Annotated in this window: 26 protein-coding genes; 16 read left to right on the top strand and 10 right to left on the bottom strand. The window is 66.7% G+C overall.

Translation table 11 applies throughout. The annotated features are described in order from the left end of the window. The 4 genes from V7787_RS45040 to V7787_RS45025 all read left to right on the top strand — a co-directional run. Window positions 1-2,202, top strand: a 2,202-nt coding sequence (locus tag V7787_RS45040; protein ID WP_336094199.1) for a S8 family serine peptidase, incomplete at its 5' end; no start/stop codon positions are given. Between the two features lie 521 nt (window positions 2,203-2,723). Continuing rightward, a complete protein-coding gene (locus tag V7787_RS45035) occupies window positions 2,724-4,082 on the top strand; it encodes a cytochrome C (RefSeq protein WP_336094198.1) in 1,359 nt (452 codons plus the stop codon). A gap of 26 nt (window positions 4,083-4,108) precedes the next feature. Beyond that, complete coding sequence (locus V7787_RS45030) at window positions 4,109-4,597, top strand: hypothetical protein (protein WP_336094197.1); 489 nt, start codon at window positions 4,109-4,111, stop codon at window positions 4,595-4,597. Further along, window positions 4,594-6,564 carry a GMC family oxidoreductase gene (locus tag V7787_RS45025; protein ID WP_336094196.1) on the top strand — a complete coding sequence of 657 codons (1,971 nt, stop codon included), beginning with the start codon at window positions 4,594-4,596 and terminating at the stop codon, window positions 6,562-6,564. The genes V7787_RS45030 and V7787_RS45025 overlap by 4 nt, the downstream gene beginning before the upstream one ends. A 76-nt stretch (window positions 6,565-6,640) precedes the next feature. Here the strand turns inward: V7787_RS45025 and V7787_RS45020 are convergent, their stop codons facing one another. Continuing rightward, entirely contained in the window at window positions 6,641-7,585 is a 945-nt protein-coding gene (locus V7787_RS45020; RefSeq protein WP_336094195.1) for a helix-turn-helix transcriptional regulator, read from the bottom strand. Window positions 7,586-7,686: 101 nt separating this feature from the next. Between V7787_RS45020 and V7787_RS45015 the strand changes: the two genes are divergently transcribed. Both V7787_RS45015 and V7787_RS45010 read left to right on the top strand, forming a co-directional pair. Beyond that, window positions 7,687-8,094: a GFA family protein gene (locus V7787_RS45015; RefSeq protein ID WP_336094194.1), complete on the top strand. Its 408-nt coding sequence runs from the start codon at window positions 7,687-7,689 to the stop codon at window positions 8,092-8,094. A gap of 210 nt (window positions 8,095-8,304) precedes the next feature. After that, complete coding sequence (locus V7787_RS45010; protein WP_336094193.1) at window positions 8,305-8,769, top strand: MmcQ/YjbR family DNA-binding protein; 465 nt, start codon at window positions 8,305-8,307, stop codon at window positions 8,767-8,769. Here V7787_RS45010 and V7787_RS45005 read toward each other — a convergent pair. Beyond that, window positions 8,681-10,105 (bottom strand): aminotransferase-like domain-containing protein, encoded by a 1,425-nt coding sequence (locus V7787_RS45005; protein WP_336094192.1) that lies wholly within the window; start codon window positions 10,103-10,105, stop codon window positions 8,681-8,683. The genes V7787_RS45010 and V7787_RS45005 overlap by 89 nt on opposite strands. A gap of 169 nt (window positions 10,106-10,274) precedes the next feature. On the opposite strand from V7787_RS45005, the gene V7787_RS45000 reads away from it, so the two are divergent. The 5 genes from V7787_RS45000 to V7787_RS44980 all read left to right on the top strand — a co-directional run bounded on the left by V7787_RS45000 (window position 10,275) and on the right by V7787_RS44980 (window position 12,750). Further along, window positions 10,275-10,643 (top strand): hypothetical protein, encoded by a 369-nt coding sequence (locus V7787_RS45000; protein ID WP_336094191.1) that lies wholly within the window; start codon window positions 10,275-10,277, stop codon window positions 10,641-10,643. Continuing rightward, window positions 10,640-10,846: a DUF2909 domain-containing protein gene (locus V7787_RS44995; protein ID WP_336094190.1), complete on the top strand. Its 207-nt coding sequence runs from the start codon at window positions 10,640-10,642 to the stop codon at window positions 10,844-10,846. Before V7787_RS45000 ends, V7787_RS44995 begins: the two co-directional genes overlap by 4 nt. Before the next feature lie 64 nt (window positions 10,847-10,910). After that, window positions 10,911-11,288 (top strand): cupin domain-containing protein, encoded by a 378-nt coding sequence (locus tag V7787_RS44990; RefSeq protein ID WP_336094189.1) that lies wholly within the window; start codon window positions 10,911-10,913, stop codon window positions 11,286-11,288. Window positions 11,289-11,350: 62 nt separating this feature from the next. Beyond that, window positions 11,351-11,833: a hypothetical protein gene (locus tag V7787_RS44985; protein WP_336094188.1), complete on the top strand. Its 483-nt coding sequence runs from the start codon at window positions 11,351-11,353 to the stop codon at window positions 11,831-11,833. After that, window positions 11,833-12,750, top strand: coding sequence for an ADP-ribosylglycohydrolase family protein (locus V7787_RS44980; RefSeq protein WP_336094187.1), 918 nt, complete (start codon window positions 11,833-11,835; stop codon window positions 12,748-12,750). Before V7787_RS44985 ends, V7787_RS44980 begins: the two co-directional genes overlap by 1 nt. A gap of 144 nt (window positions 12,751-12,894) precedes the next feature. Here the strand turns inward: V7787_RS44980 and V7787_RS44975 are convergent, their stop codons facing one another. The 6 genes from V7787_RS44975 to V7787_RS44950 all read right to left on the bottom strand — a co-directional run bounded on the left by V7787_RS44975 (window position 12,895) and on the right by V7787_RS44950 (window position 20,795). Then, complete coding sequence (locus V7787_RS44975) at window positions 12,895-13,239, bottom strand: hypothetical protein (RefSeq protein WP_336094186.1); 345 nt, start codon at window positions 13,237-13,239, stop codon at window positions 12,895-12,897. Window positions 13,240-13,367: 128 nt separating this feature from the next. Continuing rightward, entirely contained in the window at window positions 13,368-14,576 is a 1,209-nt protein-coding gene (locus V7787_RS44970) for a S8 family serine peptidase (RefSeq protein WP_336094184.1), read from the bottom strand. Window positions 14,577-14,691: 115 nt separating this feature from the next. Further along, window positions 14,692-18,135 (bottom strand): amidohydrolase family protein, encoded by a 3,444-nt coding sequence (locus tag V7787_RS44965; protein WP_336094182.1) that lies wholly within the window; start codon window positions 18,133-18,135, stop codon window positions 14,692-14,694. Between the two features lie 556 nt (window positions 18,136-18,691). Next, window positions 18,692-19,639 (bottom strand): DegV family protein, encoded by a 948-nt coding sequence (locus V7787_RS44960; protein ID WP_336094181.1) that lies wholly within the window; start codon window positions 19,637-19,639, stop codon window positions 18,692-18,694. A gap of 101 nt (window positions 19,640-19,740) precedes the next feature. Continuing rightward, window positions 19,741-20,379, bottom strand: a complete 639-nt coding sequence (locus V7787_RS44955) for a 2-hydroxychromene-2-carboxylate isomerase (RefSeq protein ID WP_336094179.1) — start codon at window positions 20,377-20,379, stop codon at window positions 19,741-19,743. Window positions 20,380-20,390: 11 nt separating this feature from the next. Further along, window positions 20,391-20,795 carry a DUF1761 domain-containing protein gene (locus V7787_RS44950; protein WP_336094178.1) on the bottom strand — a complete coding sequence of 135 codons (405 nt, stop codon included), beginning with the start codon at window positions 20,793-20,795 and terminating at the stop codon, window positions 20,391-20,393. Window positions 20,796-20,936: 141 nt separating this feature from the next. Here V7787_RS44950 and V7787_RS44945 point away from each other — a divergent pair, with 141 nt between their 5' ends. Both V7787_RS44945 and V7787_RS44940 read left to right on the top strand, forming a co-directional pair. Next, window positions 20,937-21,506 (top strand): hypothetical protein, encoded by a 570-nt coding sequence (locus V7787_RS44945; RefSeq protein ID WP_336094177.1) that lies wholly within the window; start codon window positions 20,937-20,939, stop codon window positions 21,504-21,506. 27 nt (window positions 21,507-21,533) lie between these two features. After that, window positions 21,534-21,905: a hypothetical protein gene (locus tag V7787_RS44940; protein WP_336094176.1), complete on the top strand. Its 372-nt coding sequence runs from the start codon at window positions 21,534-21,536 to the stop codon at window positions 21,903-21,905. A 53-nt stretch (window positions 21,906-21,958) separates the two neighbouring features. Here the strand turns inward: V7787_RS44940 and V7787_RS44935 are convergent, their stop codons facing one another. After that, a complete protein-coding gene (locus V7787_RS44935; RefSeq protein WP_336094174.1) occupies window positions 21,959-23,248 on the bottom strand; it encodes an amidohydrolase family protein in 1,290 nt (429 codons plus the stop codon). 52 nt (window positions 23,249-23,300) lie between these two features. Here V7787_RS44935 and V7787_RS44930 point away from each other — a divergent pair, with 52 nt between their 5' ends. Continuing rightward, window positions 23,301-23,585, top strand: coding sequence for a hypothetical protein (locus V7787_RS44930; RefSeq protein ID WP_336094172.1), 285 nt, complete (start codon window positions 23,301-23,303; stop codon window positions 23,583-23,585). Here V7787_RS44930 and V7787_RS44925 read toward each other — a convergent pair. Beyond that, a complete protein-coding gene (locus V7787_RS44925; protein ID WP_336094170.1) occupies window positions 23,533-24,996 on the bottom strand; it encodes an amidohydrolase in 1,464 nt (487 codons plus the stop codon). The two genes, V7787_RS44930 and V7787_RS44925, sit on opposite strands and share 53 nt — an antisense overlap. 144 nt (window positions 24,997-25,140) lie before the next feature. Between V7787_RS44925 and V7787_RS44920 the strand changes: the two genes are divergently transcribed. Further along, window positions 25,141-25,917, top strand: coding sequence for an AMP nucleosidase (locus tag V7787_RS44920; RefSeq protein WP_336094169.1), 777 nt, complete (start codon window positions 25,141-25,143; stop codon window positions 25,915-25,917). 309 nt (window positions 25,918-26,226) lie between these two features. Continuing rightward, entirely contained in the window at window positions 26,227-26,796 is a 570-nt protein-coding gene (locus tag V7787_RS44915) for a lysozyme inhibitor LprI family protein (RefSeq protein ID WP_336094167.1), read from the top strand. Window positions 26,797-26,812 lie beyond the last annotated feature (16 nt).

Below are 26,812 nucleotides of genomic sequence, written 5' to 3'. Positions count from 1 at the left end.
GGCCAGTTGCTGCAGGCCCTGCAATGGTTCGGCCAGAACGCCGCGCCCGCCGCGGCCGGCGTGAGCAACGGCCCGCCGGCGCGCGCCGCCGCCTACAGCGCCAGCACCGCCGCGACCCAGATCGCGGCCTTGAATCGGGTCGGTTTGCCGGCGGCGTACCGCGACGGCGAGAACATCAAACTCAACATCCGCCTGGCCCTGCCGTATGCGCAGATCGCCGACGCGGGTTTGCTGGAGCGCGCGACCACCCGTGTGCGCGACACCCTGCGCGCCGCCGGGTTGCAAGCCACCAGCGTCGCCGGTTCGCCGAACCTGGAAGCGCTGGTGCCGTTGGCGCGTCTGGAATGGGTGGCCGCGCTCGACAGCGTCGGCCAGATCGGTCTGATGGCGCTGCCGGATCTGGACGTCACCAGCGACGGTTTGGCCGCCAGCGGCGTGGACACGCTGCGCGGGCTGGGCAACTACGCCGGTCTGGCCGCCGATCTGCGCCGCGAACTGCGCGGCGACGGCATGACCGTCGCGATCATCGATCAGTTCGGTTCCAACGCCATCGCCGGCTTGCAGGCGGCCGACGAGTGGCCCCGCAACACTGCGCAGAACCCCAACAAGCTGGTGCAGACCGCCAGCGGCGACGGCAATGCGTTCGGCGCCGGCCAGGGCAGTCACGGCAATGCGGTGACCGAGATCGTTTACGACATCGCCCCGAATGCGAACTTCCGGCTCTACGACATGAGGCGGACCAGCGACTGGGTCAGCGCGATCCAGAACGCGGCCAACCTCAACAGCCGCAACGAAGTCCAGGGCGAGCCGCGCGCGCAAGTGATCAGCTTCTCGCTGGGTCTGGGCGGGCAATCCTCCGGCGACGGCAGCGGCACCGGCAGCGACATCAAGGGACTGTACGACGCCATCAGCGCGGCCAAGGCCAACGGCGTGTTGCTGATCAAGTCCGCGGGCAATGAAGCCCAATCCTATTGGGACGCCGACAGCACCGCCGGCGCCGGCAACGCGGTCGCGCAGGATTTCGTCGCCGGCAACGTAAACGCCAACGGCGCGGCGATCCTGGACGACGTCAACATCCTTCGCTACGGCAGCAACTGGGGCGATTGCGTGCCGGTCGGCGTAGCCGATGCCGACATCGCCGATCAACTCGCCTTCAACGTGCGCACGACCTGGAACGATTGGACCACCGCCCAGCGCAACACCGCCACCGATTACCGGCTCGAGTTGGTGCGCTGGGCCGATCAGAGCGTCAAGCGCGTGCGCGACCCGATCACCGGCCGCTTGCGCAACGAAGTGGTGCCGGCCGGTTGGGTAGTCGCTCAGCAATCGGACAACGCGCAAAACGGCGGCAACGGGCAGAAGCCGTACGAGAGCATCGCTTACGCGCCGCCGGCCGCGACCAAGACCACGCGTTGCGACAACGTGCTGTCCGGCGCGGGCACCATCGGCGGCAGCCGCTACACCGGCGGCGGTATCTTCGGCGTGCGGATCGTGCGCAAGACCGCCAACGCCGCCAACTTCCTGCGTCTGTTCGCGCGTCCGCACCGGCCGCAGTACTCGGTGCCGGATCGCTCGTTGTCCTCGCCGGCCGATTCGGCCAGCGTGATCACCGTGGCGGCGCTGGATGCGGCGACCTCCAATCTGGAAGCCTACAGCTCGCGCGGCCCGGTGCTGGCCGCCGGCGGCGCGCGTCCGGCCGGACAGGCGGCGGGCAACGCCAAGCCCGACGTGGCCAATTTCGCCAACGTCGATACGGTGTCCTACGGCGACAACGAGTTCAACGGCACCTCCTCGGCCACGCCGCACGTGGGCGCGTTGGCGCTGCTGGGTCTGCAACACCAGCGTCAGCTGACCAACGCCACCGTGCCGGCGGCGCTGCCGGCCAACGCCACCCAGGCGCAGAAGGATGCGCGCACCGCGTTGCTGAAACAGCGCCGCATCGATCTGGCCGAGGCCACCTACGACACCGTGGTGAAAGTGGCCGGTACCGGCGGCAACGATCTGGGCGCCGCCGGCTTCGACGCCAGCTACGGCAACGGGCGTTTGAAGTTCCACGCCGCGTCGCAGGCGTGCTTCCTGTCGGCCTTGTACGACGCCAGCTATCGCGCGTTGCTGCCGGCGCAAGCCAAACCGTTGCCGCAAGGCGTGAAGAGCTACGACCAGTTGCTGGCCGAGAACAGCGCGGCCTGCTCGGCGCCGTGATTGCTCGCTAGGGCGAGGTTGGGCCTGGCCGCGCGCGTGCGGCCTCAGGCCACCCCCAAGGCACCGGACTTCGGTCCGGTGCCTCTTTTTGCGGCGATCGCCGAAGCTTGCCGCGTCGCGCCGCGATGTCGGCGGTTTCGCGCAAGTTCGCGCTGCACCGCAGCGTAGCGCGCCGCACGCTCACTCTCGCTCACCGCATCGCTACCGCCGCTAACCGCGCCAGGCGCGCGGATCGCATCGTCGCCTAATCCAAAACGCAATCGCGACGACGCGCAGGACAGCGCGGGCGTTATCGGCGCGACAACCTGCTGGCAACGAACTTTTGCCGCTCGCGTCGCACTTTTCCGCGTTGTTCGCGACTAGCGTGCATCCCCGACGCGAAGCCGCCCGCGGAATCATCGCCAGCCAGCCGACGTCGCAACGCATGCGCAGCGCGCACGCGTTCGACCGCTGTGTCCCGGGTCGCCTCGCCGCGAAGCGGAAGCCTCCGCTTCGTCCATCAAGGAGCCGGGGACCAGGACATGCCGCAAACCCTCCACACCCTCGTGCGGGCGCAACCGCTGCCGCTGCTGGCGGCCGCGTTGACGCTCGCGTTGGCCGCGTGCAGCGACGGCCACGTCAAGCCCGAAACGCAAGCGCAGGCGCGCCCGCAACAGGACTGGGGCGGCAACACGCCGCCGCCGCCGGCGCTGAGCCCGAACATTCCGCACGAGATCAGCGTGCCGCAGAGCAATCCGAACCTGCAGGATCTGCAGGACGATTTCGATATGTTCTCGTGGCAGTCCTTCGTCGCGGTGAACTGGCCGGCCGACGCCAACGGCAATCCCAAGCAGGGCGCGACCATCGGCCCGAACGTGCCGACGGTGTGGGAGAACTGGAAGGAAAGCCGCGAGATCTTCCTGCCCGGCGGCAAGACGCCGCCGCCCTGGGGCCAGGACACGCCGCCGCCGGCGGTGTGCAACGGCCTGGGCGATGCGACCTTGCGCCTGACCCAGGTCGGCAAGACCCCGAACGTGCTCGACGAAAGCGGCGAGCCGTTCGAGACCGGCCCGTTGATCGACCAGAACGGCCAGTACGTGCGCTTCGCGATCCTGGTCAACCAGGACATGTTCGACAACATCACCACCAACACCCTGTACAGCAAGGCCGGCCAGCAGGCGTTCGGCAAGGCGGCGAATTTCGCCCTGCCCAAGGGCTCGCCGAAGGTCGGCGCGATCATGGTCAAGTCGGCGTGGAAGGTGATGGGCGCCAACGACAACGCCAGCCGTTTCCACACCGCGCAGGCGCTGGTCTACACCAATCCCGACGAACACCAAGGCGTCAAGGCCTCGTGCAAGTTGCAGACCGTGGGTCTGGTCGGCCTGCACATCGCGCACAAGACCCAGGGCGAACCGCAGTGGGTGTGGTCGACCTTCGAGCAAGTCGACAACGTGCCGACCCAGGGCGAGCCGATCGACAAGGCGCACTACAACTTCTACAACAAGAGCTGCACCACCTGCAAAGTCAACGAGCCGCCGCCGCGGCCGTGGAATCCGAACGCGACCAACACCCCGCCGTCGCAGATCATGCGCGAGATCGCGCTGACCGATTCGACCAAGAAGCTCAACGCGAGCTTCCAGGCGGCGCTGCTGAAGAACTACCCGGGTACGGTGTGGGCCAACTATCAGTTGATCAGCACGCAATGGCCGACCAACGCGACCAATCCGACCGATCCCACCGGCAATCCGGCGCCGAGTTTCCTCGCCAACACCACCTTGGAAACCTACATCCAGGGCAAGGTGCCGCAGGCCTCCTCGAGCTGCATGGCCTGCCACAACAACGCGACCATGACCAACGGGTTCGCCTCGGATTTCACTTACCTGCTGCAGCGCGCGCAATAAGGGGAAGCGACATGGTGTTCGATCAAATGGCTTTTTTCATCAGCATGAGCGTGGGCTTGACCGGCTTCACCAGCGAGGCGATCGCGCCGGATCTGGATCCGGTGGATATCAAGTCGGTGTACCTGCAAACCTTCGACACCAGTCTGCCCAGCGGCATGGCCGAGCAGATCCTGGAGCAGTACGGCAAGTTGTGGGAAGCCGGCGGCGCCAAGCCCGGCAGCGAGGAAACCATCGTCGGCCAGATGCTCGCGGGCAACGGCACCAGCCCTGCGCAGATCCTGGCGATGCGGCAGTTGTTGTTCCTGTGGTACGCCGGCGCCTGGCCGACGGTGCAGTACGACAACTCGCCCTCGCACGGGCAGACCTTCAGCGACGTGATTTCCGCCGACAGCTACACCCACGGCCTGGTGTGGCGGGTGATGCAGTCCCATCCGATGGGCAGCTCCAACTACACCTACGGCTATTGGTCGACCACGCCGCCGCCGCTGCAGGCTTATCTGGAGAATCCGGCATGAGCATCACCACGCCTCCCGGCGGTTTCGACGTAGTGATCGTGGGCTCGGGCATTTCCGGTTCGATCATCGCCTACAAGCTCGGCCTGGCCGGCAAGCAGGTGCTGATCCTGGAAGGCGGCCCGCCGGTGCCGAAGAGCCGCGAAGCCTATATGCAGACGTTCTTCACCGCCAACGCGAAGACGCCCGAGTCGCCGTACCCGCCGACCTTGCAAGGCCCCGGCAGCGCCAACAACCCGCTCGGCCAACCCGACCCGGCCACGCTCAACACCCCGCGCTACACGGTGCTGCAGATCAACGCCTGGCAGAACCCGTCGCAGTGCTACTTCGTGTACCCGCCGCAGACCGCGACCAAGCCCGACGATCCGAACATGGTGTTCGCCTTCGGCAGTTCTTACGAGCGCGTCGCCGGCGGCACCACCTGGCATTGGCTGGGCACCTCGCTCAATCACCTGCCCAACGATTTCCAGCTCAAGACCAAGTACGGCCAGGGCGTGGACTGGCCCGGCGGCGTGCAGTTCTATCAGAACCTGCTGCCGTACTACCACGCCGCGACCGGAGTGATCGGCGTGTCCTCGGACAAGCAGCCGATGGTGGATCTGTACAAGACCTTCAACGTCGAACCCAACGGCGTGTACGGGCCGAACTACGATTTCCCGATGCCGGGCATCGTCGAGTCGATGAACGACATGCTGTATCAGCAGAACGTCACCTCGTTGAAGATCGACAACATCCCGTTGTTCGTCACCCCGACCCCGCAGGGCCGCAACTCGCGTCCCGGCAAGCGCCGGCAATGCGCGGGCAACACCAACTGCATTCCGATCTGCCCGATCCAGGCCAAGTACGACGGCACCGTGACCCTGGCCGATGCCTTGCAGACCGGCAACGTGCAGATCCAGTACCAGTCCGTCGCCAGCAACATCCGCTTGAACGGCAGCCAGGTCAGCGGCATCGATTACCTGACCTACGACAGCCAGACCGGGCCGTCGACCGGCGGCGGCACGGTGAGCGGAAAGCTGTACGTGCTGGCCGCGCACGCGATCGAGACGCCGAAGCTGTTGCTGATGTCGAACAAGAATCCCGGTTACCCCAACGGCGTGGCCAACCGTTCCGACCAGGTCGGCCGCAACCTGATGGATCACGTGATGTACCTGGCCTGGGGTTTGGCCAAAGACCCGATCTACGCCTATCGCGGCCCGCTGGCCACCTCCGGCATCGAAGCCGCGCGCGACGGCGCGTTCCGCAGCCAGCGCGCGGCGTACCGCATCGAGATCGGCAACGAGGGTTGGAACTGGGCGACCAACGATCCCAACACCACCCTGGCCGATTTCATCTTCGGCCAGAACAACGCCCAGTTGAACGGCAATTCGGTCAACCAGCAGGGCCAGCAACTGCGCTTCAATCCGAGCCTGCCGGCCTACAGCATGCTGTTCGGTTCGCAACTGGTGAACACGCTCAACGGCATCTACACGCGCCAGCTGCGTCTGGGTTATCTGATCGAGCAGTTGCCCGATCCGGACAACCGCGTGCAGTTGTCGGCCCAGTTGAAAGACCACCTGGGGCTGCCGCGTCCGCAAGTCACCTATCGCATCCGCGAGAACTACGTGCGCAACGCCTTCGTCTCGGCCAAGGCCGCCTCGACCGCGATCTTCAAGGCGGTCGGCGCGACCGAATACACCCAGCCGCCGGCGGCGCCGGTGCTCAGCGGTTCCGGCGCGACGCCGACCACCTTCGCCTACCAGGGCAACAACTACACCTTCTACGGCGCCGGCCACATCATCGGCACCTACCGCATGGGCACCAGCGCGACCAACTCGGTGCTCAACGCGCGCCAGCAGTCGTGGGACCACAGCAATCTGTACATGGTCGGCAGCGGCGTGTTCCCGACCACGGCCACGGCCAATCCGACCTTGACCATCGCCGCGTTGGCGCTGCAAGCGGCCGACAATTTGCTCAGCGATCTGGGTTGAACGAAGGGGAGGGCAGGCCGCGTCCGGGGAGGGCGCGGCCTGATCGCATCGGCGCCGAATCGCCGGCGCGGCGGCCTTACTGCACCGCGCGCAACAAACGCTCGGCCACCGCGCGCAGTTTCGGCCGGTGTTCCTCGCCATCGAGCAGTTCGAACTCGACCCCGGTCAGGGCCAGCAGCGCCAGGATTTCCTCGGGCGTTTCGCCGCGCACGTGCAGCAGGCAGCTGTGTTCGTCGATGTGTTCGAGCACGCCGCACCACGGCGGCAGGCTCGCCGCCAGGCTCTCGGCCGAACCGTGCAGGCGCGCGCGCAGCACGTCGCCCTGGATCACCTGGCTGATGCTGCGCTGGACGTAAGCGGCGACGTCCTCGGGGAATTTGCGCGGGGTGAAGCCGCCGCCGCATTCCGCCGACTGGATCCGGTCGGCGCGGAACAACCGCCAATCCTCGCGGCTGCGGTCCCAGGCCAGCAGATACCAGCGCCGTCCGCTGCTGACCAGGCGCAGCGGCTCGATGATGCGCTGGCTGGCGCGGCCGCCGCGGTCGCTGTAGTGCAGCTCGATCAGGCGGTGATCGCGGCAGGCTCCGGCCAGTTCGGTCAGGGTCTCCACGTCGGGGCCGTCGTCGCGCTGGGACAGCGACAAGGTCACCGAATACAAGGCGCTGACCCGGCGCCGCAGCCGCGCCGGCAGCAGTTGATCGAGCTTGCCGAGCAGGCCGACGGCGGTGTCCTCGATCCGCGCCACGCTGGCGGTGGCGCTGCGCAGTGCCACCACCATCGCCACCGCTTCGTCGTCGTCCAGCAGCAGCGGCGGCAGCGAGGCGCCGGCGGCGAGCTGGTAGCCGCCGCCGACGCCGGTGGAGGCCTGCACGGGGTAGCCGAGTTCGCGCAGGCGGTCGACGTCGCGGCGGACGGTGCGCGCGTCCACTTCCAGCCGCTCGCACAGTTCCGAGCCGGTCCAGTGGCGGCGCGATTGCAGCAGCGACAGCAAACGCAGCAGGCGGGTCGAGGTCTTGAGCATGGACCCAGTCTAAAACCTATTGAGGACAGAAATTGTCCTCAATAGATCGTACTCTATGGCTGTCCCGGGGCATGCCGCCCCGGCTATCGGAGAGCACCGCGATGACCGTCCAGACCCACCAGGCCAGCTGCCACTGCGGTGCCATCCGTTATGAAGTCGACCTGGACCTGGACGCCGGCACTTCGCGCTGCAACTGCTCGATGTGCAGCAAGCTGCGCAAGTGGGGCGCGTTGGTCAAGCCCGATGCGTTCCGTCTGATCAGCGGCAACATCGAAGAAATGGGCTCGTACCAGTTCGGCACCTTCAGCGGCACCTATCACTTCTGCAAGCAATGCGGCATCCACGCCTTCGGCACCGGCGAGCTGGAAGTGCTGGGCGGCAAGTACTACTCGGTCAACGTCGCCTGCCTGGACGTGGACCACGCGGTGTGGGCGGCCGCGCCGATCCAGTACATGGACGGCTTGAACAACAACTGGTTCAACCCGCCGCAGATCACCGCGCATATGTAAGCACTGTCCAACTCGCACCGCTCCTACATGGCCTGCCTGTAGGAGCGGCGCGAGCCGCGACCGCGACACTGCGCTTGCGACGCGAGCTGACACCCCGCGGTCGCAGCTAGCGCAGCTCCTACAGGGGGTGCCCGAAGCGGCGAAGCCATTGGAGCGCTGCGACCGCGATCCCCGCAAAAAACGGCGAACCCGACAACTGCCCGCGACCCCATGGACACCAACGCGCTCAAGCGCCATTGCCGCCGTTATCCCGGCGCGGACGAAGTCGCGCACGCGGCGCCGTCGAATATCCTGGTCTACAGCGTCGGCGGAAAATTCTTCGCTTACTTCAAGACCAGCGAGCCCGAGCGCTGGCGTTTCAGCTTCAAGGCCACGCCGGAGCGTTTCGTCGAACTCACCGACATGCCCGGGGCCAAGCCGGCGCGGTTCATGGGCCGCTATCACTGGGTGACCGTGGTCGATGTGCGGCGCATGCCCGAGGACTATCTGCGCGAACTGGTGGATTGGTCGTACCGGCGCGCGCTGGGCAACCTCAGCCGCAAGCGTCGGGCCGAGGTCTTGGCTGAGGCCGATGAGGACACGCGGCTCAGGCTGGCCCCGATCGCGCCGACGAAAGCTCGCCCAAGACTCGTAACGCTGCATCCACCCGCGCATCGAGGGCGTGGCCGTAGTTGAGCCGCAGGCAGTGCCGGTAACCGCGATGCGCGGAAAAGATCGGCCCCGGCGCGATGCTGATGCCGCGCTGCGCAGCCGCGCGTTGCAATGCCAGCGCATTGCGGTCGGGCGGCAGTTCGATCCATAGAAAGTAACCGCCGTCCGGCCGGGTGACCCGGGTGCCGGCGGGGAAGTACTGGGCGACCGCCTGCAAGTAAGCGTTCTGGCGTTCGCGCAAGGTGTTGCGCAGCGTGCGCAGATGGCGCTCATAGCCGCCGCGTTGCAGATAGCGCGCGATCGCCAACTGCGCCGGCACGCAGGTGGCCAGGGTGTTGGTGAGTTTCAACCGCGCCACCGCCTGGGTGTAGCGGCCCGGCGCGGCCCAGCCGATCCGGTAACCCGGCGCCAGGGTCTTGGAGAACGAGCTGCAATGCAGCACCAGGCCGCGGGTGTCGAAGGCCTTGGCCGGCGGCGGCGGGCGCGCGCCGAAATGCAGTTCGCCGTAGACGTCGTCCTCGATCAGCGGCAACTCATGCCGCGCCAGCAGCGCCACCAGTTCGCGGGTCTTGGCCTCGGGCATGCTGGCGCCGAGCGGGTTCTGCAAACGGCTCATCAGCCAGCAGGCCTTGGGCGCATGACGGCGGATCGCCGCGTCCAGCGCGCCCAGCTCGATGCCCTCGCGCGGATGGGTGGGCACCTCGACCGCGCGCAGGCCATGGCGCTCCAGCGTCTGCAGCGCGACGTAGAAGCACGGCGACTCGACCAGCACCGCGTCGCCGGGCCGGGTGGTCGCGGCGATGCACAGGTTGAGCGCTTCGATCGCGCCGTTGCCGATCACCAGATCCTGCGCGCCCAATTCCACCCCGCCGATCCGATAGCGCAGGGCGATATGCCGGCGCAGTTCGGCATTGCCCGGGGTGAGGTCGTCGACGGTGCTGCGCGGGTCCAGATGCACCGCCTCGTGCGCCATCGCCCGGCCGAGCTTGGCCAGCGGAAACAGATCCGGGCTCATGAACGCCGAACCCAGCGGCACGATGTCGCGCGCCATCGCCGACTCCAGTACTTCGAACACCAGCGCGCTGATGTCGACCGGACGCGATTCGCCGTCGGGCGCGGAGGCGGCGTCGGGCTCGGGCGGCAGCGTGTGCGCTTGCTCGCTGACGTAGTAGCCCGAACGCGCCCGCGGCCGCACCAGTCCCTGCGCTTCGAGCAGGTAATAGGCCTGGAACACGGTGGCCGGGCTGAGCTTGCGCGCGGCGCTGGTCTGCCGTACCGAAGGCAGGCGCTGGCCCGGCCGCAGCAGGCCTTGGCGGATCGAGCGGGCGATGTCGTCGGCGAGGGCCTGGTAGCGCTTCATGGGGGCGGGAATCCGAGAGCGGGCCAACCCCGCTGTGCCGGCCTCATGTTCTCAATAACTGTTGCGACTGATCTGGTTTTTCTTCCAGATTCTGAGTCTACGCAATCTGAGCCGGTAAGCGAACAATGAACCCCGCAGCAAAAGCTGCGTCAGCCCGCCATCGCTAGCCATGAACCCGCAAGTCGAAGTCAATCTGGCCCTGATCCTGTTCATTCCCTGGTTCTCGATCCTGGCCTGGCTGTTCTGGGCCTACCCGCGCCAACCCCGCGACGGCGCGCGCACCGCCTTCGACAGCCTCAGCCTGCTGCTGGCCACCGCGGCGGCGTTCTGGGGCATGCACTGGAGCATGCTCAACGCCGACCCGCATGCCGGCGCGATCTGGAAACAGGTGCTGGCCACCTCGGTCGCCTACGGTCTGTTCCTGGCGGTGATGACCGCGGCGATCGCGCTGCGCTGGCGCTGGTTGCGCGCCCGCCGCGACGCCGTCGCCGCCTCCCTTGCTCCCACCCGCCCGCTCACGGGCAAGGTCGAATCATGAAAATGCTGCTAGTCGCCGCGTTTCTCGGCGTGATCCTCTACAACCTCGGCGCCGGCCTGTACTACATGCTGGTCGACAAAGGCGCCAGCAAGCGCACCGTCAACGCCTTGACCAAGCGCATCGTCTATTCGATCGCGTTGATCGGTCTGGTGGTGGCCGGGATCGCCACGGGCGTGGTTCAGCCGCACGGCGTGGGGATCTGAAAGCGGACCCGGCACCGACCGCGCGGTTAAGCTGTTGGCCCCGCCGCAGCCGACACCGCGATCGATGACCACCGCCCGCATCGTCGGCCGCGCCGATACCGCCGAGTACTACTTCGTAGAGCGCTGCCACGTTCTGGAACATTGGAACCGCGCCGACGACCCGCACAGCTCGATCGCGCGCATCCGGGTCGAGCCCGGCACGACCACGCGCCTGCACAGTCTGCGTGGCACCAGCGAGCGCTATGTGATCCTGCAAGGCCGCGGCACGATGTTCGCCGGCGATCTGGCGCCGAGCGAGGTCGGCCCCGGCGATACGGTGTTCATTCCCGCCGACGCGCCGCAACGCATCGCCAATACCGGCGACGGCGATCTGATCTTTCTGGCGATCTGCACGCCGCGGTTCGTGCCGGAGTGCTACCAGGATCTCGAAGCGGACGGCTGATCCGCGTCAGTGCGACGTTCGGCTGTGCCAAGATTCGGCCAGTCGTCGCCAAGGCCGTGGTTATGCAGCAGATTCCGACGTTCAAGCTTGTTTGGCAATCCAGCGGTATCGCCCAGTACAGCGTGGGCAAGGGCCCGGTGCCGCTGGATCTGTGGGCCTGGATCGAGTGCGGCGAAGGTCGGGCGCGCATGTGGGCGCGCGCCCGCGACGACGAGGCCGATCCGCGGTTTCGCAATCAAGAAGAACGCGATCTTCGCTGCTATACGCTCGACCCGGAGCTGATCGCGCCGCTGCCGGCCTTGTTCGAAGCGGTGGGTGCGTTCTCGCCGCAGCTCGAACCGCTGGTCGCTTACGAAGAAGAAAAGCCCGACTACTTTGAATTTCACAGCTTCACCGGGGCGATCGGCGAGCGCCCGTTTCATTTCTGGTTGCGTTTCGGCACGCCCGGACAAGCGCATACGCCCTTGTACCATTCGCTGATGTCGACGTTGAACAAAGTCACCGCCGCCGCGACCGCGGTCGGCGGCGATACGCAGGCGCGCTGATGGAATTGCGCCAGCGCTACCTCGGCTGTCTGCTCGGTCTGGCCTGCGGCGACGCGGTCGGCACCACTGTGGAATTCAAACCGCGCGGTAGTTTCGAGCGACTGACCGGCATGGTCGGCGGCGGACCGTTCGGCTTGCGCGCGGGCGAATGGACCGACGACACCTCGATGGCGCTGTGCCTGGCCGCCAGTCTGATCCACTGCCGCGGCTTCGACGCGCGCGATCAGATGAACCGCTATTGCAACTGGCGCGCGCACGGTTACATGAGCAGCAACGGCGAATGCTTCGACATCGGCATGACCGTGAGTGCGGCGTTGGACCGTTATCTGCGCAACCAGGATCCCTACGCCGGCGACCCCGGTCCGCGCGCGGCCGGCAACGGCGCGTTGATGCGGCTGGCGCCGGTGCCGATGCTGTGGCGGCGCGATGCGGAGCGTGCCCGCCACTACGCCGTCGAATCCACCCGCACCACCCACGGCGCGGACGAAGCGCTGGACTGCTCGCGCTTGTTCGCCAGCCAGTTGCGCGCGGCGTTGATGGGCGCGGGCAAGGAGGCGGTGCTGACCCCGGCAATGGCGCCGCCGGCCAGCGCGCAGGTCGCGGCGATCCATGCCCGCGATTACGCCGGCAAGCCCGAGAGCGAGATCGTCGGTTCCGGCTACAGCGTGCGCTCGCTGGAAGCGGCGCTGTGGTGCTTTCTGCACACCGATACGTTCGAGGCGGCGATTTTGCGCGCGGCCAATCTGGGCGACGATGCCGACACTACTGCGGCGATCTGCGGTCAGCTTGCCGGCGCCTATTACGGTGTGGGTGCGATACCGCGCGATTGGCTGGACAAGTTGGTCATGCGCGAGCAGATCGCGACGATGGCCGAGACTTTGTTGGCGTTGTCGGAGCAGGATGAACTGCCTGCCTGATTGCGCGACAGCGGACGCTTCGAACGCTTGAAGCCGTCACCCCCGCCTTCGCGGGGATGACGGCTTCAAAGATTCGATGCGGGCGGCCCGCTGAGAATCGCCGTCGATCGGGCTTCGATGCGGACTCGCGCGACGCAGCTCAGGCTAAGCCGCGGTCACGTCGCGCAACTCCCACCCATTGCCCGCCAACAACCGCAGCCGATGCTTGAGCACCGTCCCCGACAGCGCGGTCACCGCGACCAGGTCCATGCGCAGATCGCGCTGTTCGCCTTGCACGGTCGCATTGGGATCGGTCGCGCCCAGGCTGGGGTCGATGTCGTCCGGTTCGGGCTGCTTGGCGCGCCAGCGTTCGAACAGCGCGTCGCCGCGCAGCGCGGCCTGCAGCTGGCTGGCGAATCCCTCGGCGCTGATCGCGGTGAACGACAGGTCGGCGTCGTTGCCGCGCGCGCGGTCGCTGTCGGGTATGCTGAGGAAATAGCGAGTGGCCATTGCGAAAGCTCGGATGAGGTTGGCGAAAGGCTAAATCCTCATCCATTGGCCCGATGTGAAAAGCGCCCGGCGTTCGGCCGCGGCCATGGCCGGAGAACCCCGTGGCGCGGGGTTCTCCGCCATCGCCGTCACTCGCAGGTCGGCGTGTAGGTGGCGGCGCGGTTGCCGTTGACGTAGGCGCTGCAACCGCGGCTGTTGCAAGCGCGCACGCGGTAATAGGTGGTGCCGGTCACGTTGACGTTGATCGACTGATACGTCCCGGTGTAGGCCGCCACCGGCGCGGCGAAGTTGGCCGTCGCGCTGCGCTGGACTTCATAGGCGATGATCTCCGGGCCGGAGTCGAGCCACTGCAGGGTATTGCTGCCGTAGCAGCGGTCGCTCTTCACGCCCAGGATCGAGGGCGCGGCCGCGGGCGCCAACGAAGTCACCACCAAGTTTTGCGAGCCGTTCAAGGGGAACGGCGTGTTGGCCATGGTGTGCTTCTGTGCGCGGTTCTTCAGTTCGGCGATGAGGCCGGCTGCGTTGAGCGTTGGGTACTGCTGCCAGATCAGCGCCGCCACGCCCGAGGTCATGGCGGTGGATTCGGAGGTGCCATGGCTATGCCAGGCGAAGCCATCGACGCACTGGCCGTAGTTGGCCCACCCCTGGCGACTGCCGTAAGCATCGCCGGCGCTGACGGTAAACGCGCTGGGTTCGCCCGCGGGCGTCAGTGCGCACGCGTTGCCGCCTTCTCCGCCGCCCAAGCCGTTGTTGCCCGCCGCCACGAACACCGGAATCTGATTGGCGACCAATTGCGCGACGGCCGCATTGACGGCCGGATCGTGCGCGCGGGTCAGGCTGATGTTGACCACCGACTGGCGCCTGAATTCGGTGGGTTGGCCTTGATCGAGCTTGATCTTCTCGTCGCGGATCCATTCCAGCCCTTTCTTCAACGAGTCCGCGGTCTCGCCCGTGCCGATGACCCGGACCAGACGAATGTTGGCGCCGTTGGCGACGCCGAGGCTGGTGCCGGCGGCGGTCTTGGCCATGGTGATGCCGTGGCTTCCGTTGCCGTTGCCGCCGATCGGCTCGGAGGTGAAGTTGGCGACTTCTTTGTAGCGGGGGCCGAATTCGGCTTGGCCGTTGGCGGCGCTGAACCCGCTGTCGACGATGTAGATATCCACGCCGGCGCCGTTGTATCCGTAGTTGTAGATTCCGTTCTGGGCGCCGTCGATGAGGTCCAGGGGCAGGCCGACGTTGCAGCGTATGTTGCCGGTGGGAACGCAAGCGGCGTGCGCGGCGGTGGCCAGGCCGGTGGTGGCGAGCAATAGCAAGCCGATGGCAGTGGTGCGTTTCATGCAAGGCTTTCCTTGTGTCGGTAGTGGAGTGCAGAGCGGATCGGATTCGATCCGTTGACCACTACTCGCCGACACCGCGGCGAACGGCTCACGCCGTCGCCGCGTCGCCTCGGACTCAGTCCTCGTGAATCTCGTGCGGCCCGTGTCCCTTCGGGCAATGGCACACCGAGGTCGGGCCGTATTCGGCGCCGAAGGTGCGCCCGTCGCGATGGCGTTGCCAATAGAAGCTCGGCGCCTTCTCGGCCTTGTTGCCGAGCTCGGCCATGTCCGCGTCGACGTCGAATAAACGGCCGTCGACCATCACGTAACGGGTGTCGATGGTGGCGCGGATGTTGTCCAGCGGATTGCTGTTGAGCACGACCAGATCGGCTTTCTTGCCCACCTCCAGCGAACCGAGCTGCCTGGACATGCCCAGATAATCGGCGCCGTCGATGGTCGCCGCACGCAGCGCCTGGAAATTGCTCATGCCGCCCTGGGCCAGCATCCAGATTTCCCAGTTCGCCGACAGGCCCTGCAACTGGCCGTGGCCGCCGACCTGGATCTTGATCCCGGCATCGCGCAGCGCCTTGACCTGCTTGGACACCTGCACATGCCAGTAATCCCAATCCGGCGCGGTTTCGCGGCGGATCGAGCGCGCGTCCAGGGTCTCGCGCGGGAAGAAGCGGTTGAGCTTCTTGTCTTCCCAGACGTTGTCGCGCGCGTACCACCAGTACTCGCCCGACAGACCACCGTAGCTCACCACCAGGGTCGGGGTGTTGCGCACATCGGTCTGCCGCCACAGCTCGGTGACGTCCTTGTACAGCGGCGCGACCGGGATGTTGTGCTCGATGCCGGTGGCGCCGTCGAGGATCATCGGCAGGTTGTGGTTGAAGGTCGAACCGCCTTCTTCGACCACCAGCATGTTCAACTCGCGCGCGGCTTGATTGATCTGCTGATGCTGCTCGCGGCGCGGCTGGTTGTAGCTCTTGACCGAGAACGCGCCGTTGGCCTTCATCCGGCGCAGGTGGCTGCGCGCGTCGTCGATGGAGTTGATCACCGCCTTGAAGTCGCCGTCGGCGCCGTACAGGATCGTGCCGGTGGAGAACACCCGCGGGCCGACCATCTTGCCGGCCTTGACCAGTTCGGCTTCGGAGAACACGAACTCGGTGGTCGCCGAGGGATCGTGCATGGTGGTGATGCCGAAGGCGAGGTTGGTGTAGTACGCCCAGTTCTGCTGCGGCACCACGCCCTGGCCGAAGTGCGCGGCGTGCGCGTGCACGTCGATGTAACCGGGCAGGATGGTCTTGCCGCGCGCGTCGATGGTGCGCGCGCCGGCCGGCACCGCGACCGAGCCGCTGGCGCCGACCGCGACGATCTCATCGCCGCGCACCACCACTGTGCCGTCTTCGATCACTTCCTGTTTGGTCTCCGCATCGCGCATCGTCACCACCCGCGCGTTGGTGAAGGCGACGGTGTCGGTGGGCGCGTATACCGGAACTTCCAGGCCGACCTTGATGCCTTGTTCTTCCGCCGAGGGTTTGGCCAGGGTGGCCGGCGCGCCGGGCAGAAAGGCGAAGGATTGATTGAGCGGGCGCGAGTAATAGCGATCGCCGACCATCCAATGCAAGGACTTGGAATCGGCCGACCAGTGCAGGTAACTGCCGACATCGGCGCTGACCTGGGCCACCGGCAAGGCCTTGCTGTCCTTGCTCAGCTCCACCGACGCGCTGGCGGTCATCAACGGCGCGACGTAGGCGTTGAACAACTCGGTGAACGCCACCCACTTGCCGTCGGGGCTGATGCTGACCGAATCGGCGTACTTGAGGTTGAACACCTCGCGTTCGTCCTCGCCGTTGAGGCCGACCGACATCAGCTTCTTCTTCAGGCCGCTGCCGGTGAGGTAATACACGCGGGTGCCGTCGGCGCTGAACTGCGGGGCCTCGCCGCTGTTGGCCACGCGGGTGGCGCGGCTGCCGTCGGCGTTCATCACGTAGATGCCGCGGTCCACCGACCACAAGCTGCCGGTCAAACCGCCGCCGCCGGTCTTGGCGTAGACGATGCGGCGGCCGTCGGGCGAGAAGCGCGGGCCGTAATAGAAACCCTTTTCCTGAGTCAGGCGCTTGCCGCCGCCGCCGTTGGGGCTGGCGACGTAGATCGCGCTGAGCGCCTGATCCGACCAGGTGGTGTAGAGCAGCTTGCTGCCGTCGGCGCTGAAGCTGGGCTGGTATTCGTAGAGGTTGTCGTTGCCGGTCAAGCGCTCGGGCTTGCCGTCGGGCAGGCGCTTGCGCCACAGCTGGCCGACCGCGTGGAAGATCAGGGTCTTGCCGTCGGCGCTGGTGGCGACGTCGCGGATCATCTTCGGATCGAACCGGCCGGCATCGAGTTTGTGTTCGAAGCGCAGCGCCGCGGTCGCGGTTTGTTCGACCGCGGCGGTGAACGGGATCGGCGCGGGCTTGCCGTCGGCCATCGATACCCGCCACAGCTTGCCCTGGGCCCAGATCACCACCGATTTGGAATCCGGAGTCCAGGCGAAGTTGGCGTAGGGGCCGAAGATCGCCCAGGCCTCCTGCATGTCGTGCGACAGCCCGTCCCACACCGGCCGCGCTTCGCCGCTGGCCAGATCCAGCACGTGCAGCACCGACTTGTCGCGGACGCGTTTGACGAAGGCCAGCGACTTGCCGTCGGGCGAGGGTTGCGGACGCACCGCGCCGCCGGCCGTATCGATCACCGTCGCGCTCTTGCCGCTGGCGCGGTCCAGGCGCTTGATCGCGTAGATGGTGTCGTGGGGGTTCTTGTTGTACTGGAAGGTGGGGCCGCCGGTGACGTCCTCGGAGTAATAGACGTAACGGCCGTCCGGCGACACCGCCGGTTCGCCCAGATCCTGCTGGTCGTTCTTCTGCTTGGTCAGTTGCAGCCCGCCGCCGCCGCCGGCGGCGTGGTAGATCCACAACTCGCCGGCGCCGAGCGAGCGCTCGCCGGTGAAGTGCTTGCGGCCGATCAGGTACTGGCCGTCGGGCGTCCAGGCCGGATTGTTGAGCAGGCGGAAATCTTCCTTGGTCACCGCGGTGGCGTTGCTGCCGTCGCTGCGCATGCGCCACAGGTTGTTGCCGCCGCCGCGGTCGGAGGTGAAGGCGATTTCGCGGCCGTCGGGCGAGAACCGCGGCTGCACGTCCCAGGCCGGGCCGCTGCTGATCCGGCGGGCCTGGCCGCCGCCGATCGGCAGCAGGTAGATGTCGCCGAGCAGGGAGAAGGCGATCTCGCGGCCGTTGGGGGCCACGTCCAGGTCCATCCAGGTGCCTTCGTCGGTGTCGAAGCGGATGGTCTTGGTCGGCCCGTGCGCGGCCGAGACGTCCCATTTCTTTTCGTCCTTGTCGGCCGGCTTGGCCGCGCCCTTGGCGGTCTGGGCCGAGGCGCGGGCCGGATCGGCGCCGGCGGGCTTGAGCGCATCCTGCTCGAGCTGCGCGGCCGGCTTGTCGCCGTCCTTGTTCTCTTGCGGCGCGGGCTGCGGCGGAGTCTGAGCGAGCGCCGGAGCGGCGAGCGCGCTGGCGAGCGCGAGGACTAGCAGGCGGTGACGGATCATCGAGCGGGCTACCTGGACGGACAAGGCTCGCAGGCTAACCCGCTGGGCGTTGTGGGGGCCTGGGCAGGAAGTCCTGTTTGGGGAAGGCCTTGGTGCGATCTTTCCAGATCGTCATTCCCGCGAAGGCGGGAGTCCAGCGACTTCAGCGCCATCTCACCAGATCTTCATTCCTACGAACGCGGGCTCCGCTTTACTTCGGCGGAGCCGAACATCCAGCGACTTCAGACGTTCTCGCTCGAAAGGCCCTGGATCCCCGCGTTCGCGGGGATGACGAGCAAAAGCGGGGATGACGGGCAAAAGCGGATATCCGCGTACCTACCTACCGTCATTCCCGCGCAGGCGGGAATCCAAAGACTTCAGCGTCATCCCCCAATCCGTCATTCCCGCGCAGGCGGGAATCCAGAGACTTCAGCGTCATCCTTCCAGACCGTCATTCCCGCGAAGGCGGGAATCCAGCGACTTCAAGCGTTCTCGCACGAAAGGCCCTGGATTCCCGCCTTCGCGGGAATGACGGTAGGTAAGTACGCTGTGGCTGTGGCCGATTCCAGCTTCCCAATCACCCAGCGAAATCGGCCTTCTCCGCCGCAAACCCCAAAGCCAACCCGCCCTTGCCGATATTGACCATGCTGGTCAGGCTCATCACGCTCTCGAACAACTCGACATTGTTGTCGCGGCACGCGGTACGCAGGGTTTCATAGCCAGGCAGCTGACGCAGTTCGGTCAATTCGCCGCCATAGCTCAGCCCGACCGTAGGCGTCATCAGGCCGTTGCCGCTGACCTTGCTCGCGGCGAATTCCAGCAGCTTCTGCGCGGCGTTTTCATAGCCCTTGATCTTGGCTACCGGACCGGTCTCGCCGCGGTTGCAATGCAGCACCGGCTTGATGTCCAGCGCGGTGCCAAGCGTGGCGCTGAGGAAACTCACGCTGCGGTCGCCGCGATGGCGGGTGCGCGCGCGCAGGTAATTGAGGTCGCGCGGGATCAGATAGCCGTGGGTGTGCAGGGCCAGATGCTCCAGCCGCGCGCGGATTTTCGGCGGGCCTTCGCCGGCGGCGCGCAGGCGCACGGCTTCGACCGCGGTGATGGCCTGGGCGGCGAACAAGTTCAAGGTGTCGATCACCCGCAACGAGAACGGCGTGTTGATCCCGGCCGCGCTGCGCACCGGACGGTAGTCGTTGAGGATCGCGAAGCTGGCCTGATTGGCGTTGTCGTAGATCGGACTGCGGGTCTTGGTGATGGTCATGCAGAACACGTAGTCGTAATCGATCGCCAGTTGGCTGACGAACAGATCGCGCACTTGCTGCACGGAGAACGGCGTGGTTTCGGCTTCGAAGCCGCGCTCGGCCAGATGCGCGTGCAGGAACTGCAGCGCGGCTTCTTCGTTGCGTTGGTCGGCCAGCACGGCCTGGCCGATGCGGACGGTGACCGGCAGCAAGTGGATGTTGTGCTGCTGCAGGTAGTCGAGCGGCAAATCGCAAGCGGAGTCGACGACGATTCCAATGCGCATATTCCCCCCCGGGTCTTGGCGCGTGGCTTCGAATGTGTCCGCAGCATACCGTTTCGCGACGCAAGTCACGCGAAGACGCGGCCGCATCCTGTCGGCCTCATTCAGGCCCGGCGTTGCACTCCCACCGGCAGCTGCTTCAAACGTTGCATTTCCGAATCTTCAATCCGTTCCGGATGTTGCAGTGCGTCAAGGGCGAAATCGTGTGCGTCGTTGCCCCAGAACAACTCACCGCCAACACTCAAGGTAGGCACGCCAAAGACACCCGCCGCGACCGCCGATTCGGTGTTCGCGCGCAGCGCCGATTTGGTCGAATCGCTGCCGATTGCGCCGATCTCGACCTTCAGCCCGGCGATGAGCGAGCTTAGCGCCTGGACACTGTCGCCTGCCTGTCCGCGCCGCCAGATCCAATCGAAGATCGCTTCGACCGCTTCGGGCGTGTTGCCGGCGGCCACGCACAGCCGCAGCGCGGCCAGCGGATTGAACGGATGCGCCGGCGGGAAGCGCAGTTCGACGCCGTCGCGGCGCGCCTGCCACAGCACGTGGCGATAGGTGAATTCGCGCTTGCCGGGAATTTCGGCCGGGCCTTTCTGGCCGTGCGCGGCCAGGATCGCGCCGAACGCCACCGGCACCAGTTCCACCTCGCGCTCGCCCAGCATCGGCCGCAGCTTCTGCCAGTGCAGGTAGGCGAAGGGCGAGATGAAATCGAAGTACCAACGCAGCCGCGCTTGCTCGGAGCTCATCGCCAGACTCCTTATTTCCAGGCGCCGATGATCACCCCGTACAGGATGAACTGCAGAATGTGGTAACCGCTGTCGATCATCCACAGCTTCAGGCTGCGCTGGGCGAAGGCGTAGTTGATGCCGAAGCTCATCGAGACGAAGAACACGCCGACCACGAAGCCGATCCCGAATCCGTCGACCGCGCGCGCGTTGGCCGGCATCAGCAACGAGAAGATGGTCGCGGCCAGGAACGCGCAGACGATCGCCACGGCGAAGATCCGCCCCGGATGGCCCGGCTTGGCGTCCGGGTCCATGCCCGCTTCGCGGCACCAGGCCTTCTTGAACAACGGGCCGTACCACAAGCCGCCGAGCACGAACGCCGAAGCGGTGGCGGCGAGGATCGCCAGCCAGTTGAGTTGCATCAAGGACAAATTCATTAGCGTTGCTCCGAAGCGGCCGACGGTGCGTCACCGCGCGCGCCGTGGCCGGTGTCTGCGCGCGGCCCGCATCGAGCCGGGCGCGAGGCGCGGGCATCGTCGCGGGCCGCGGGCCCAATCGCCAGGACGGCGCGGGCGCGGGTGACGATAGGATACGCCGCCGCTCGCGCGGTGGTGGGTGAAGCCGTGGCGACGGGAACCCAGGCCGCCGCCGCCGCGGGCTATCGCTTGCCGCCGGCATCGGGCATCGTGACCGACATGACCGGGAACCTCGCCGCAAGTCTTCGAAATTCGCGCATCGGGCTGCCCGCGGCCATGGTGCTTTGTTTCGCGGCGCCGTTCGTCTGGGCGCTTTCGACCGGGCTGGTCTGGGAGCTGGGCAAGCGGGTTCAGGGCAGCGCGAGCGACACCTCGATCTCATTTCCCTCGGGCGTCGTGCTGGTGTCGATCGTCCTTGCCGCATGGCTGGCCGGTTGGTGGCTATCCCGCCGCGTCGCGCGCTCGACCCTTGCGCGCACGTTGTGGGCCGACACGGCGGCGGTGGCGGCGTTCTGCGTTTGCTTCACCTGGCAATTCGGCGGCGGCGAATGGCATCCCGCGCCGGTGCCGGGATTGACCAACATCTTTCCGTACCGGTTCGCCTTCGCGGTCGCGCTGGCCTATGCCGTCAGCGCGGGTGCGGCGGTGTTGTTGTCGCGCCGGGCCGATTGACCGGAACGATTCGAGGAGTCCGACCCGATGAAACAGCAGGCGCTGTCGGCGCTGATCCGAGTGTCGGTGTTCCTGGCGCCGCTGGCGCTGTTGTACTGGTACGCGCAGAACGCGTTCGAGTCCGCGCGCAATCAAACCCATCGCGGCGATACCGGGCTGGGGATCGCGGTCTTGCTCGGCTTTCTGGCCCTGGCGATGTTGCTGGGGTTCTTTATCGATCTGCTGGTGCAGATCCGGCGCAAGCGCAGGCTCAACGTCGCGGCCGATGCTTGCGTCCTGGCGATGCTGCTGATGCCGTTCGGCTGGTTCGCCTGCCAGTGGTTCGGGCCGCCCGACAGCCTGGTGTGCAAGCTGCCGGTGGCCGTGTTCGAAGGGTTTCTGAGCGGGTTGAAGCTGTGAAGCGTGGCGTTACTCCTGCAGCGGGTTAGCGCTGCAGGAGCGAGATCGCGGCCTCAGCGGCCGTCGCCGTTCGAGTACGCCCGCGGCAAACCGTTGTCGCCGCGCAGGTAGCGGTCGCGCAATTCGGTCTGGCGGCTGCGCATCTCAATCGCGCGGCCGTCCATCCACACCTGCAACGCCACGCTGCTGACTTCGAGCGGGTCGCCGCTCCACAGCACCAGATCGGCGCGCCGGCCCGGCGCGATCGAACCGACTTCGTTGGCCACGCCGAACGCCTCGGCCGGCACCCGGGTCAGCCCGGCCAGTCCGTCGGCCCAGGGCAGGCCGGCGGCGACCGCGTTGCCGGCCAGCTGGCGCACCTTGCGCGCGTTGTGGGCCACGCCGCCTTCGCTGAAACCGACCGCGACCCCGGCCGCGCGCAACCGCGCGGCGTTTTCCATGCTCGCGCCGATCTGGTCGAAATCGCTGGGCAGGTTGGACAGCGGATTGACGAACACCGGCACCTTCGCCGCCGCCAGCTGCGGCGCCAAACGCCAGGCCTCGCCGCCGCCGGCGATGGCGATGCGCAGTTGGTGCTTGGACGACCAGCGCAGCAACTGGCGGATGTCGGCGGCGCGGTCGACGCCGAACACGATCCGCCCGCCGCCGCCGAAATACTTCTGCAGCGTCGCCCGTCCGGCCGGGGTCAGCAGCGCGGCGTGGTTGTCCGGGCCGATGCGGCCGCGCACTTCGTCGATCAGCTGATCCAGGATCATCCACTGCGCCGCGCGCGAACTGCCGCTCAGGCCCAGGCTGTCCTTGCCCAGACGCACGAACAGCACCCGCGGGCCGATCGGGTCCGGGCCGCCGTCCAGGCGCTCGATGCCGCCTTGCCCGGCGACGATCGAGCCGCCGGTGGCGGTGCCGGCGCCGAGCAGGGTCCAGCCGATGCCTTCGATGCGGGTGACCGGGATCACCACCGAGTCCGGGTTGTAGGCCAGGGTTACGTCGAACTCCGGCCGCACCGTCATTTCCTTGGTGTCGGCGCCGAGCGCGGCGGTCTGGTCGACCGTGGACTTCTCGCCGGAGACTTCTTCCAGACCGATCTCGGTGATGCCGGCGAACAGCGTCGGCGTGACCGGCCGGCCTTCGGCCTCGATTACCTGCGCGCCGGCCGGCGCGCTCAAGCCCTTGCCGACCGCGCGCACCACGCCGCCGGACACCAGCACGTCGGCGTGTTCCAGCGAACCTTGCGCGGTGGCGGTGTGGACGGTGGCGTTGCGGATCAGCAGGTTTTGCGCGGGGGCGGCGAAGCTGGCGCAGAGCAACGCTGCGGCGAGAGGTACGCAACCCCGGGCCGTCATTCCGGCGAAAGCCGGAATCAACCGAAGCGACGCAACTCCAGTCCTAACCGAAGTGACGCAACCTCCAGCCGTCATTCCGGCGAAAGCCGGAATCCATTTTGATTTTGCCGTTGCCTTTCTTGCCGCCGCGCCGCCGCCATCTGTGCCGTTGGAAGCAACAGCAAAATGGATTCCGGCTTTCGCCGGAATGACGGGCTGGGTGGATTCGGGCGAAGTCGAGGCCGAAGTGGAAGTCGAAGCGGAAGCGGAAATTGAAACCGAAACCGACAAAGAACGAACGCCGCTCATCGCACACCTCCCTGCGTCGCCGTCTGCGCGGCCGGTTGCCCGAGCATGAAATCCGACTTGGGCTGGCGCGCCGGATCGGCGCGGTCGTAAATGCGCGCGCCGTCGATATAGACCTGCTCGGCCTTGGCGTAGACGCTGAAGGGATTGCCGTTCCACACCACCACGTCGGCCATCTTGCCGGGCTCCAGGGTGCCGGTGCGTTCGGCGATGCCGAGCGACTTGGCCGGGTTCTGGGTCAGCCAGCGGATCGCCCGCTCCGGCGCGATCTCGATGCCGGCCAGGCGCGCGTGCGCGATCACCTTGGCCGCTTCCTGGTTGAGGCGCTGGATGCCTTCCTCCGAATCGGAGTGGACGATCGCGCAGCTGTTGGCCGGGCGGTCGACGATGGCGATGTTTTCCTGGATGCCGTCGAAGGCTTCCATCTTGAAGCCCCACCAGTCGGCCCACAGCGCGCCGCAGACGTTGTCCTGGGCCAGCCGGTCGGCGATCTTGTAGGCCTCCACGCCGTGGTGGAAGGCGGCGACCTTGAAGCCGAATTCCTTGGCCAGATCGAGCATGGTGGTCATCTCATCGGCGCGGTAGCAGTGGATGTGCACGCGGATGTCGCCCTTGATCGCCCCGGCCAGGGTGTCGAGCTTGAGGTCGCGCTTGCCGCCGGTGTCCTTCTCGCTGTCGGCGTTGCCGGCCGCGGCGGTGGAGCTTTGCCACCAGCGCTTCTTCTTCGGCTCGCTGCTCTTGGGCGAGGTCTTGCGCAGGTATTCGCTGGCGTCGATGAAGGCCGCGCGGTAGCCGGCGACATTGCCCATGCGGGTGCCGGGCGAAACGTTGCGGCTGCCGTAGACCCGCTTGGGGTTCTCGCCGCAGGCCATCTTCAGGCCCCACGGCGCGCCGGGGAATTTCATCGCCTGGTAGGACGTGGCCGGCACGTTCTTCAGCGTCACCCCGCGGCCGCCGATCAAATTGCCCGAACCGGGCAGGATCTGCAGCGAGGTGATGCCGCCGGCCAGGGCGGTTTCGAAGCCCGGGTCCTGCGGCCAGATCGAGTGCTCGGCCCAGACGTTGGGGGTGACCGGGCTGGTCATTTCATTGCCGTCGGCATGCGCGCCCACGCCAGGGCTGGGGTAGACGCCCAGGTGCGAGTGCACGTCGATGATTCCGGGGGTGATCCACTTGCCGGTGGCGTCGATGCGGGCGGCATCGGCCGGCGCCTCCAGCGCGCTGCCGACCGCGACGACCTTGCCGTCGCGCAGCAGCACGTCGGCGTTGTCCAGGCGCTGGCCGGTGCCGGTGAGTACGGTGGCGTGCTGCAGCAGCACCGGGCCGGAGGCGAGGGCGCGGTAGGTGCTGGGGTAAGGGTCCTGGGTGTATCGCGAGCTGGCGGCGGGCGCGGCGGCGGTGGCCGCCTGCACGGCGCCGGCGAGCAGCGCCAGGCCGCAGCCGGCCAAGAGCGGTCGAAGCATGATTTCCCCCGGGGAAAGCGGACAAAGGTGTCGAGCGAAGGACAACTTCGGAACCCTAGCGGCCGGTTTGTGCGCTGCCAACCCTGACTATCGTCATGGGCGGTGCCACAATGGCCGGACAACTAGAAAAAAAGGCCGATACGCATGAAAGATAAAGAACAGATCGTCGAAAACTGGCTGCCGCGCTACACCGGCGTGCCCCTGGACCAGTTCGGCCAGCACATCCTGCTGACCAACTTCGGCGGTTACCTGCATACCTTCGCCCGTCTGACCGGCGCCGAAGTGGTCGGCCTGGACCGGCCGATGCCGAGCGCGACCTTCGACGGCATCACCATGATCAATTTCGGCATGGGCAGCCCGAACGCGGCGACCATGATGGACCTGCTCTCGGCGATCATGCCGCAGGCGGTGTTGTTCCTGGGCAAGTGCGGCGGCCTCAAGCGCAAGAACGAACTCGGCGATCTGGTGCTGCCGATCGCGGCGATCCGCGGCGAGGGCACCTCCAACGACTACCTGCTGCCGGAAGTGCCGGCGCTGCCGGCGTTCGCGTTGCAGCGCGCGGTCTCCACCATGATCCGCGACCTGGGTCACGACTACTGGACCGGCACTGTCTACACCACCAACCGCCGGGTCTGGGAACACGATGAGGCGTTCAAGGAACGCTTGCGGGCGATGCGCTGCATGGCCATCGACATGGAAACCGCGACGGTGTTCGCCGCCGGTTTCGCCAATCGGATTCCTTGCGGCGCGCTGTTGCTGGTGTCGGATCAGCCGATGATTCCCGAGGGCGTGAAGACCGAGGCGTCCGATGCCAAGGTCAGTGCGAGTTATGTCGATACGCATATCAATGTGGGTATCGAGGCGTTGAAGCTGATTCGGCGGCATGGGAAGTCGGTGCGGCATTTGCGCTTCGACGAGTGAGTGGGGAGGGCGCGGCCCTCACCCCCACCCCTCTCAGCCTTGCACGCCCTTCGGGCGCAGCAAGCCGGAGAGGGGCTAAAAGCGAAGCGGTATCGAGATCACGTAAAGAATCGTTTCTGAGCCCCTCTCCCGCTTGCGGGAGAGGGGTTGGGGTGAGGGCAACGGCAACCGAATTACACCTGAACGATTCACCACGACTACGCACGAAAACCCCTATTTTTATAGGCGATCTGCGACGCCCGACACGCCCCATCGCGCGGCCTGAGACCTCCGCCGACGACACTGCATTCCACGACCGGAGGACAGGTCATGGAACAGCTCATCTTCACCGTCATCGGCGCCCTGCTTACCTGGGCTTTCTATTTCATCCAGCGCATCGCCGAACGTCGCGGCACGGTCGACGCGATCGAGCGCGGCAAGAAGCTGCTGGCGCTCAAACAAGAACTCGACGGCGCGCACACCAGCGTCGAGGACCTGCGCCGCTTCGAAAACAAGCTGATCGGCAAGGCCGAAACCGCCGCGCGCATCGCCGACAATTACTTCGGCAAGGCCGAGGCGATCGCCCGCGACAACGACGACGATCGGGTCAGCCAGGCCGACATGGGCGAGCAGGCGATCGTCGAACTCAGCCGCGAACAAACCCGCCTGGACGGCTTGGTCGAGCATCTGCGCAAGCAGCTCGACGGCGAGGATCTGCGCGCGTTCGAACAAGCGCATCAGGCCTGGCTGGCGTTCCGCGAGCGGCATGCGCGTTTCGTTTCGCAGTCGTACTCGTCCGGGCCGATCCGGCCGTTGATCTATGCGGTGACCATGGAAAGCATCACTGTGGCCTGGATCAACGAGCTGGAGACGCAGTTGGGCGAGGATGAGGCGGCGTGAGCGCATAAACCCACAT

It is taken from the genome of Pseudomonas sp. CGJS7 (genome assembly GCF_036961695.1).
Note: the sequence above shows the minus strand (reverse complement) of the source record. Positions and strands in the feature narration are given on the sequence as shown.

Bases quoted from the DNA above. Each gene is read 5' to 3' on its own strand.
- V7787_RS44935 (WP_336094174.1), bottom strand. From the start codon at position 23,248: ATGACGGCCCGGGGTTGCGTACCTCTCGCCGCAGCGTTGCTCTGCGCC.
- V7787_RS44965 (WP_336094182.1), bottom strand. From the start codon at position 18,135: ATGATCCGTCACCGCCTGCTAGTCCTCGCGCTCGCCAGCGCGCTCGCC.
- V7787_RS44970 (WP_336094184.1), bottom strand. From the start codon at position 14,576: ATGAAACGCACCACTGCCATCGGCTTGCTATTGCTCGCCACCACCGGC.
- V7787_RS44975 (WP_336094186.1), bottom strand. From the start codon at position 13,239: ATGGCCACTCGCTATTTCCTCAGCATACCCGACAGCGACCGCGCGCGC.
- V7787_RS45025 (WP_336094196.1), top strand. From the start codon at position 4,594: ATGAGCATCACCACGCCTCCCGGCGGTTTCGACGTAGTGATCGTGGGC.
- V7787_RS45010 (WP_336094193.1), top strand. From the start codon at position 8,305: ATGGACACCAACGCGCTCAAGCGCCATTGCCGCCGTTATCCCGGCGCG.
- V7787_RS45005 (WP_336094192.1), bottom strand. From the start codon at position 10,105: ATGAAGCGCTACCAGGCCCTCGCCGACGACATCGCCCGCTCGATCCGC.
- V7787_RS44990 (WP_336094189.1), top strand. From the start codon at position 10,911: ATGACCACCGCCCGCATCGTCGGCCGCGCCGATACCGCCGAGTACTAC.
- V7787_RS45020 (WP_336094195.1), bottom strand. From the start codon at position 7,585: ATGCTCAAGACCTCGACCCGCCTGCTGCGTTTGCTGTCGCTGCTGCAA.
- V7787_RS45000 (WP_336094191.1), top strand. From the start codon at position 10,275: ATGAACCCGCAAGTCGAAGTCAATCTGGCCCTGATCCTGTTCATTCCC.
- V7787_RS44940 (WP_336094176.1), top strand. From the start codon at position 21,534: ATGAAACAGCAGGCGCTGTCGGCGCTGATCCGAGTGTCGGTGTTCCTG.
- V7787_RS44995 (WP_336094190.1), top strand. From the start codon at position 10,640: ATGAAAATGCTGCTAGTCGCCGCGTTTCTCGGCGTGATCCTCTACAAC.
- V7787_RS44920 (WP_336094169.1), top strand. From the start codon at position 25,141: ATGAAAGATAAAGAACAGATCGTCGAAAACTGGCTGCCGCGCTACACC.
- V7787_RS44980 (WP_336094187.1), top strand. From the start codon at position 11,833: ATGGAATTGCGCCAGCGCTACCTCGGCTGTCTGCTCGGTCTGGCCTGC.
- V7787_RS44955 (WP_336094179.1), bottom strand. From the start codon at position 20,379: ATGAGCTCCGAGCAAGCGCGGCTGCGTTGGTACTTCGATTTCATCTCG.
- V7787_RS45015 (WP_336094194.1), top strand. From the start codon at position 7,687: ATGACCGTCCAGACCCACCAGGCCAGCTGCCACTGCGGTGCCATCCGT.
- V7787_RS44985 (WP_336094188.1), top strand. From the start codon at position 11,351: ATGCAGCAGATTCCGACGTTCAAGCTTGTTTGGCAATCCAGCGGTATC.
- V7787_RS44925 (WP_336094170.1), bottom strand. From the start codon at position 24,996: ATGCTTCGACCGCTCTTGGCCGGCTGCGGCCTGGCGCTGCTCGCCGGC.
- V7787_RS44960 (WP_336094181.1), bottom strand. From the start codon at position 19,639: ATGCGCATTGGAATCGTCGTCGACTCCGCTTGCGATTTGCCGCTCGAC.
- V7787_RS45035 (WP_336094198.1), top strand. From the start codon at position 2,724: ATGCCGCAAACCCTCCACACCCTCGTGCGGGCGCAACCGCTGCCGCTG.
- V7787_RS45030 (WP_336094197.1), top strand. From the start codon at position 4,109: ATGGCTTTTTTCATCAGCATGAGCGTGGGCTTGACCGGCTTCACCAGC.
- V7787_RS44915 (WP_336094167.1), top strand. From the start codon at position 26,227: ATGGAACAGCTCATCTTCACCGTCATCGGCGCCCTGCTTACCTGGGCT.
- V7787_RS44950 (WP_336094178.1), bottom strand. From the start codon at position 20,795: ATGAATTTGTCCTTGATGCAACTCAACTGGCTGGCGATCCTCGCCGCC.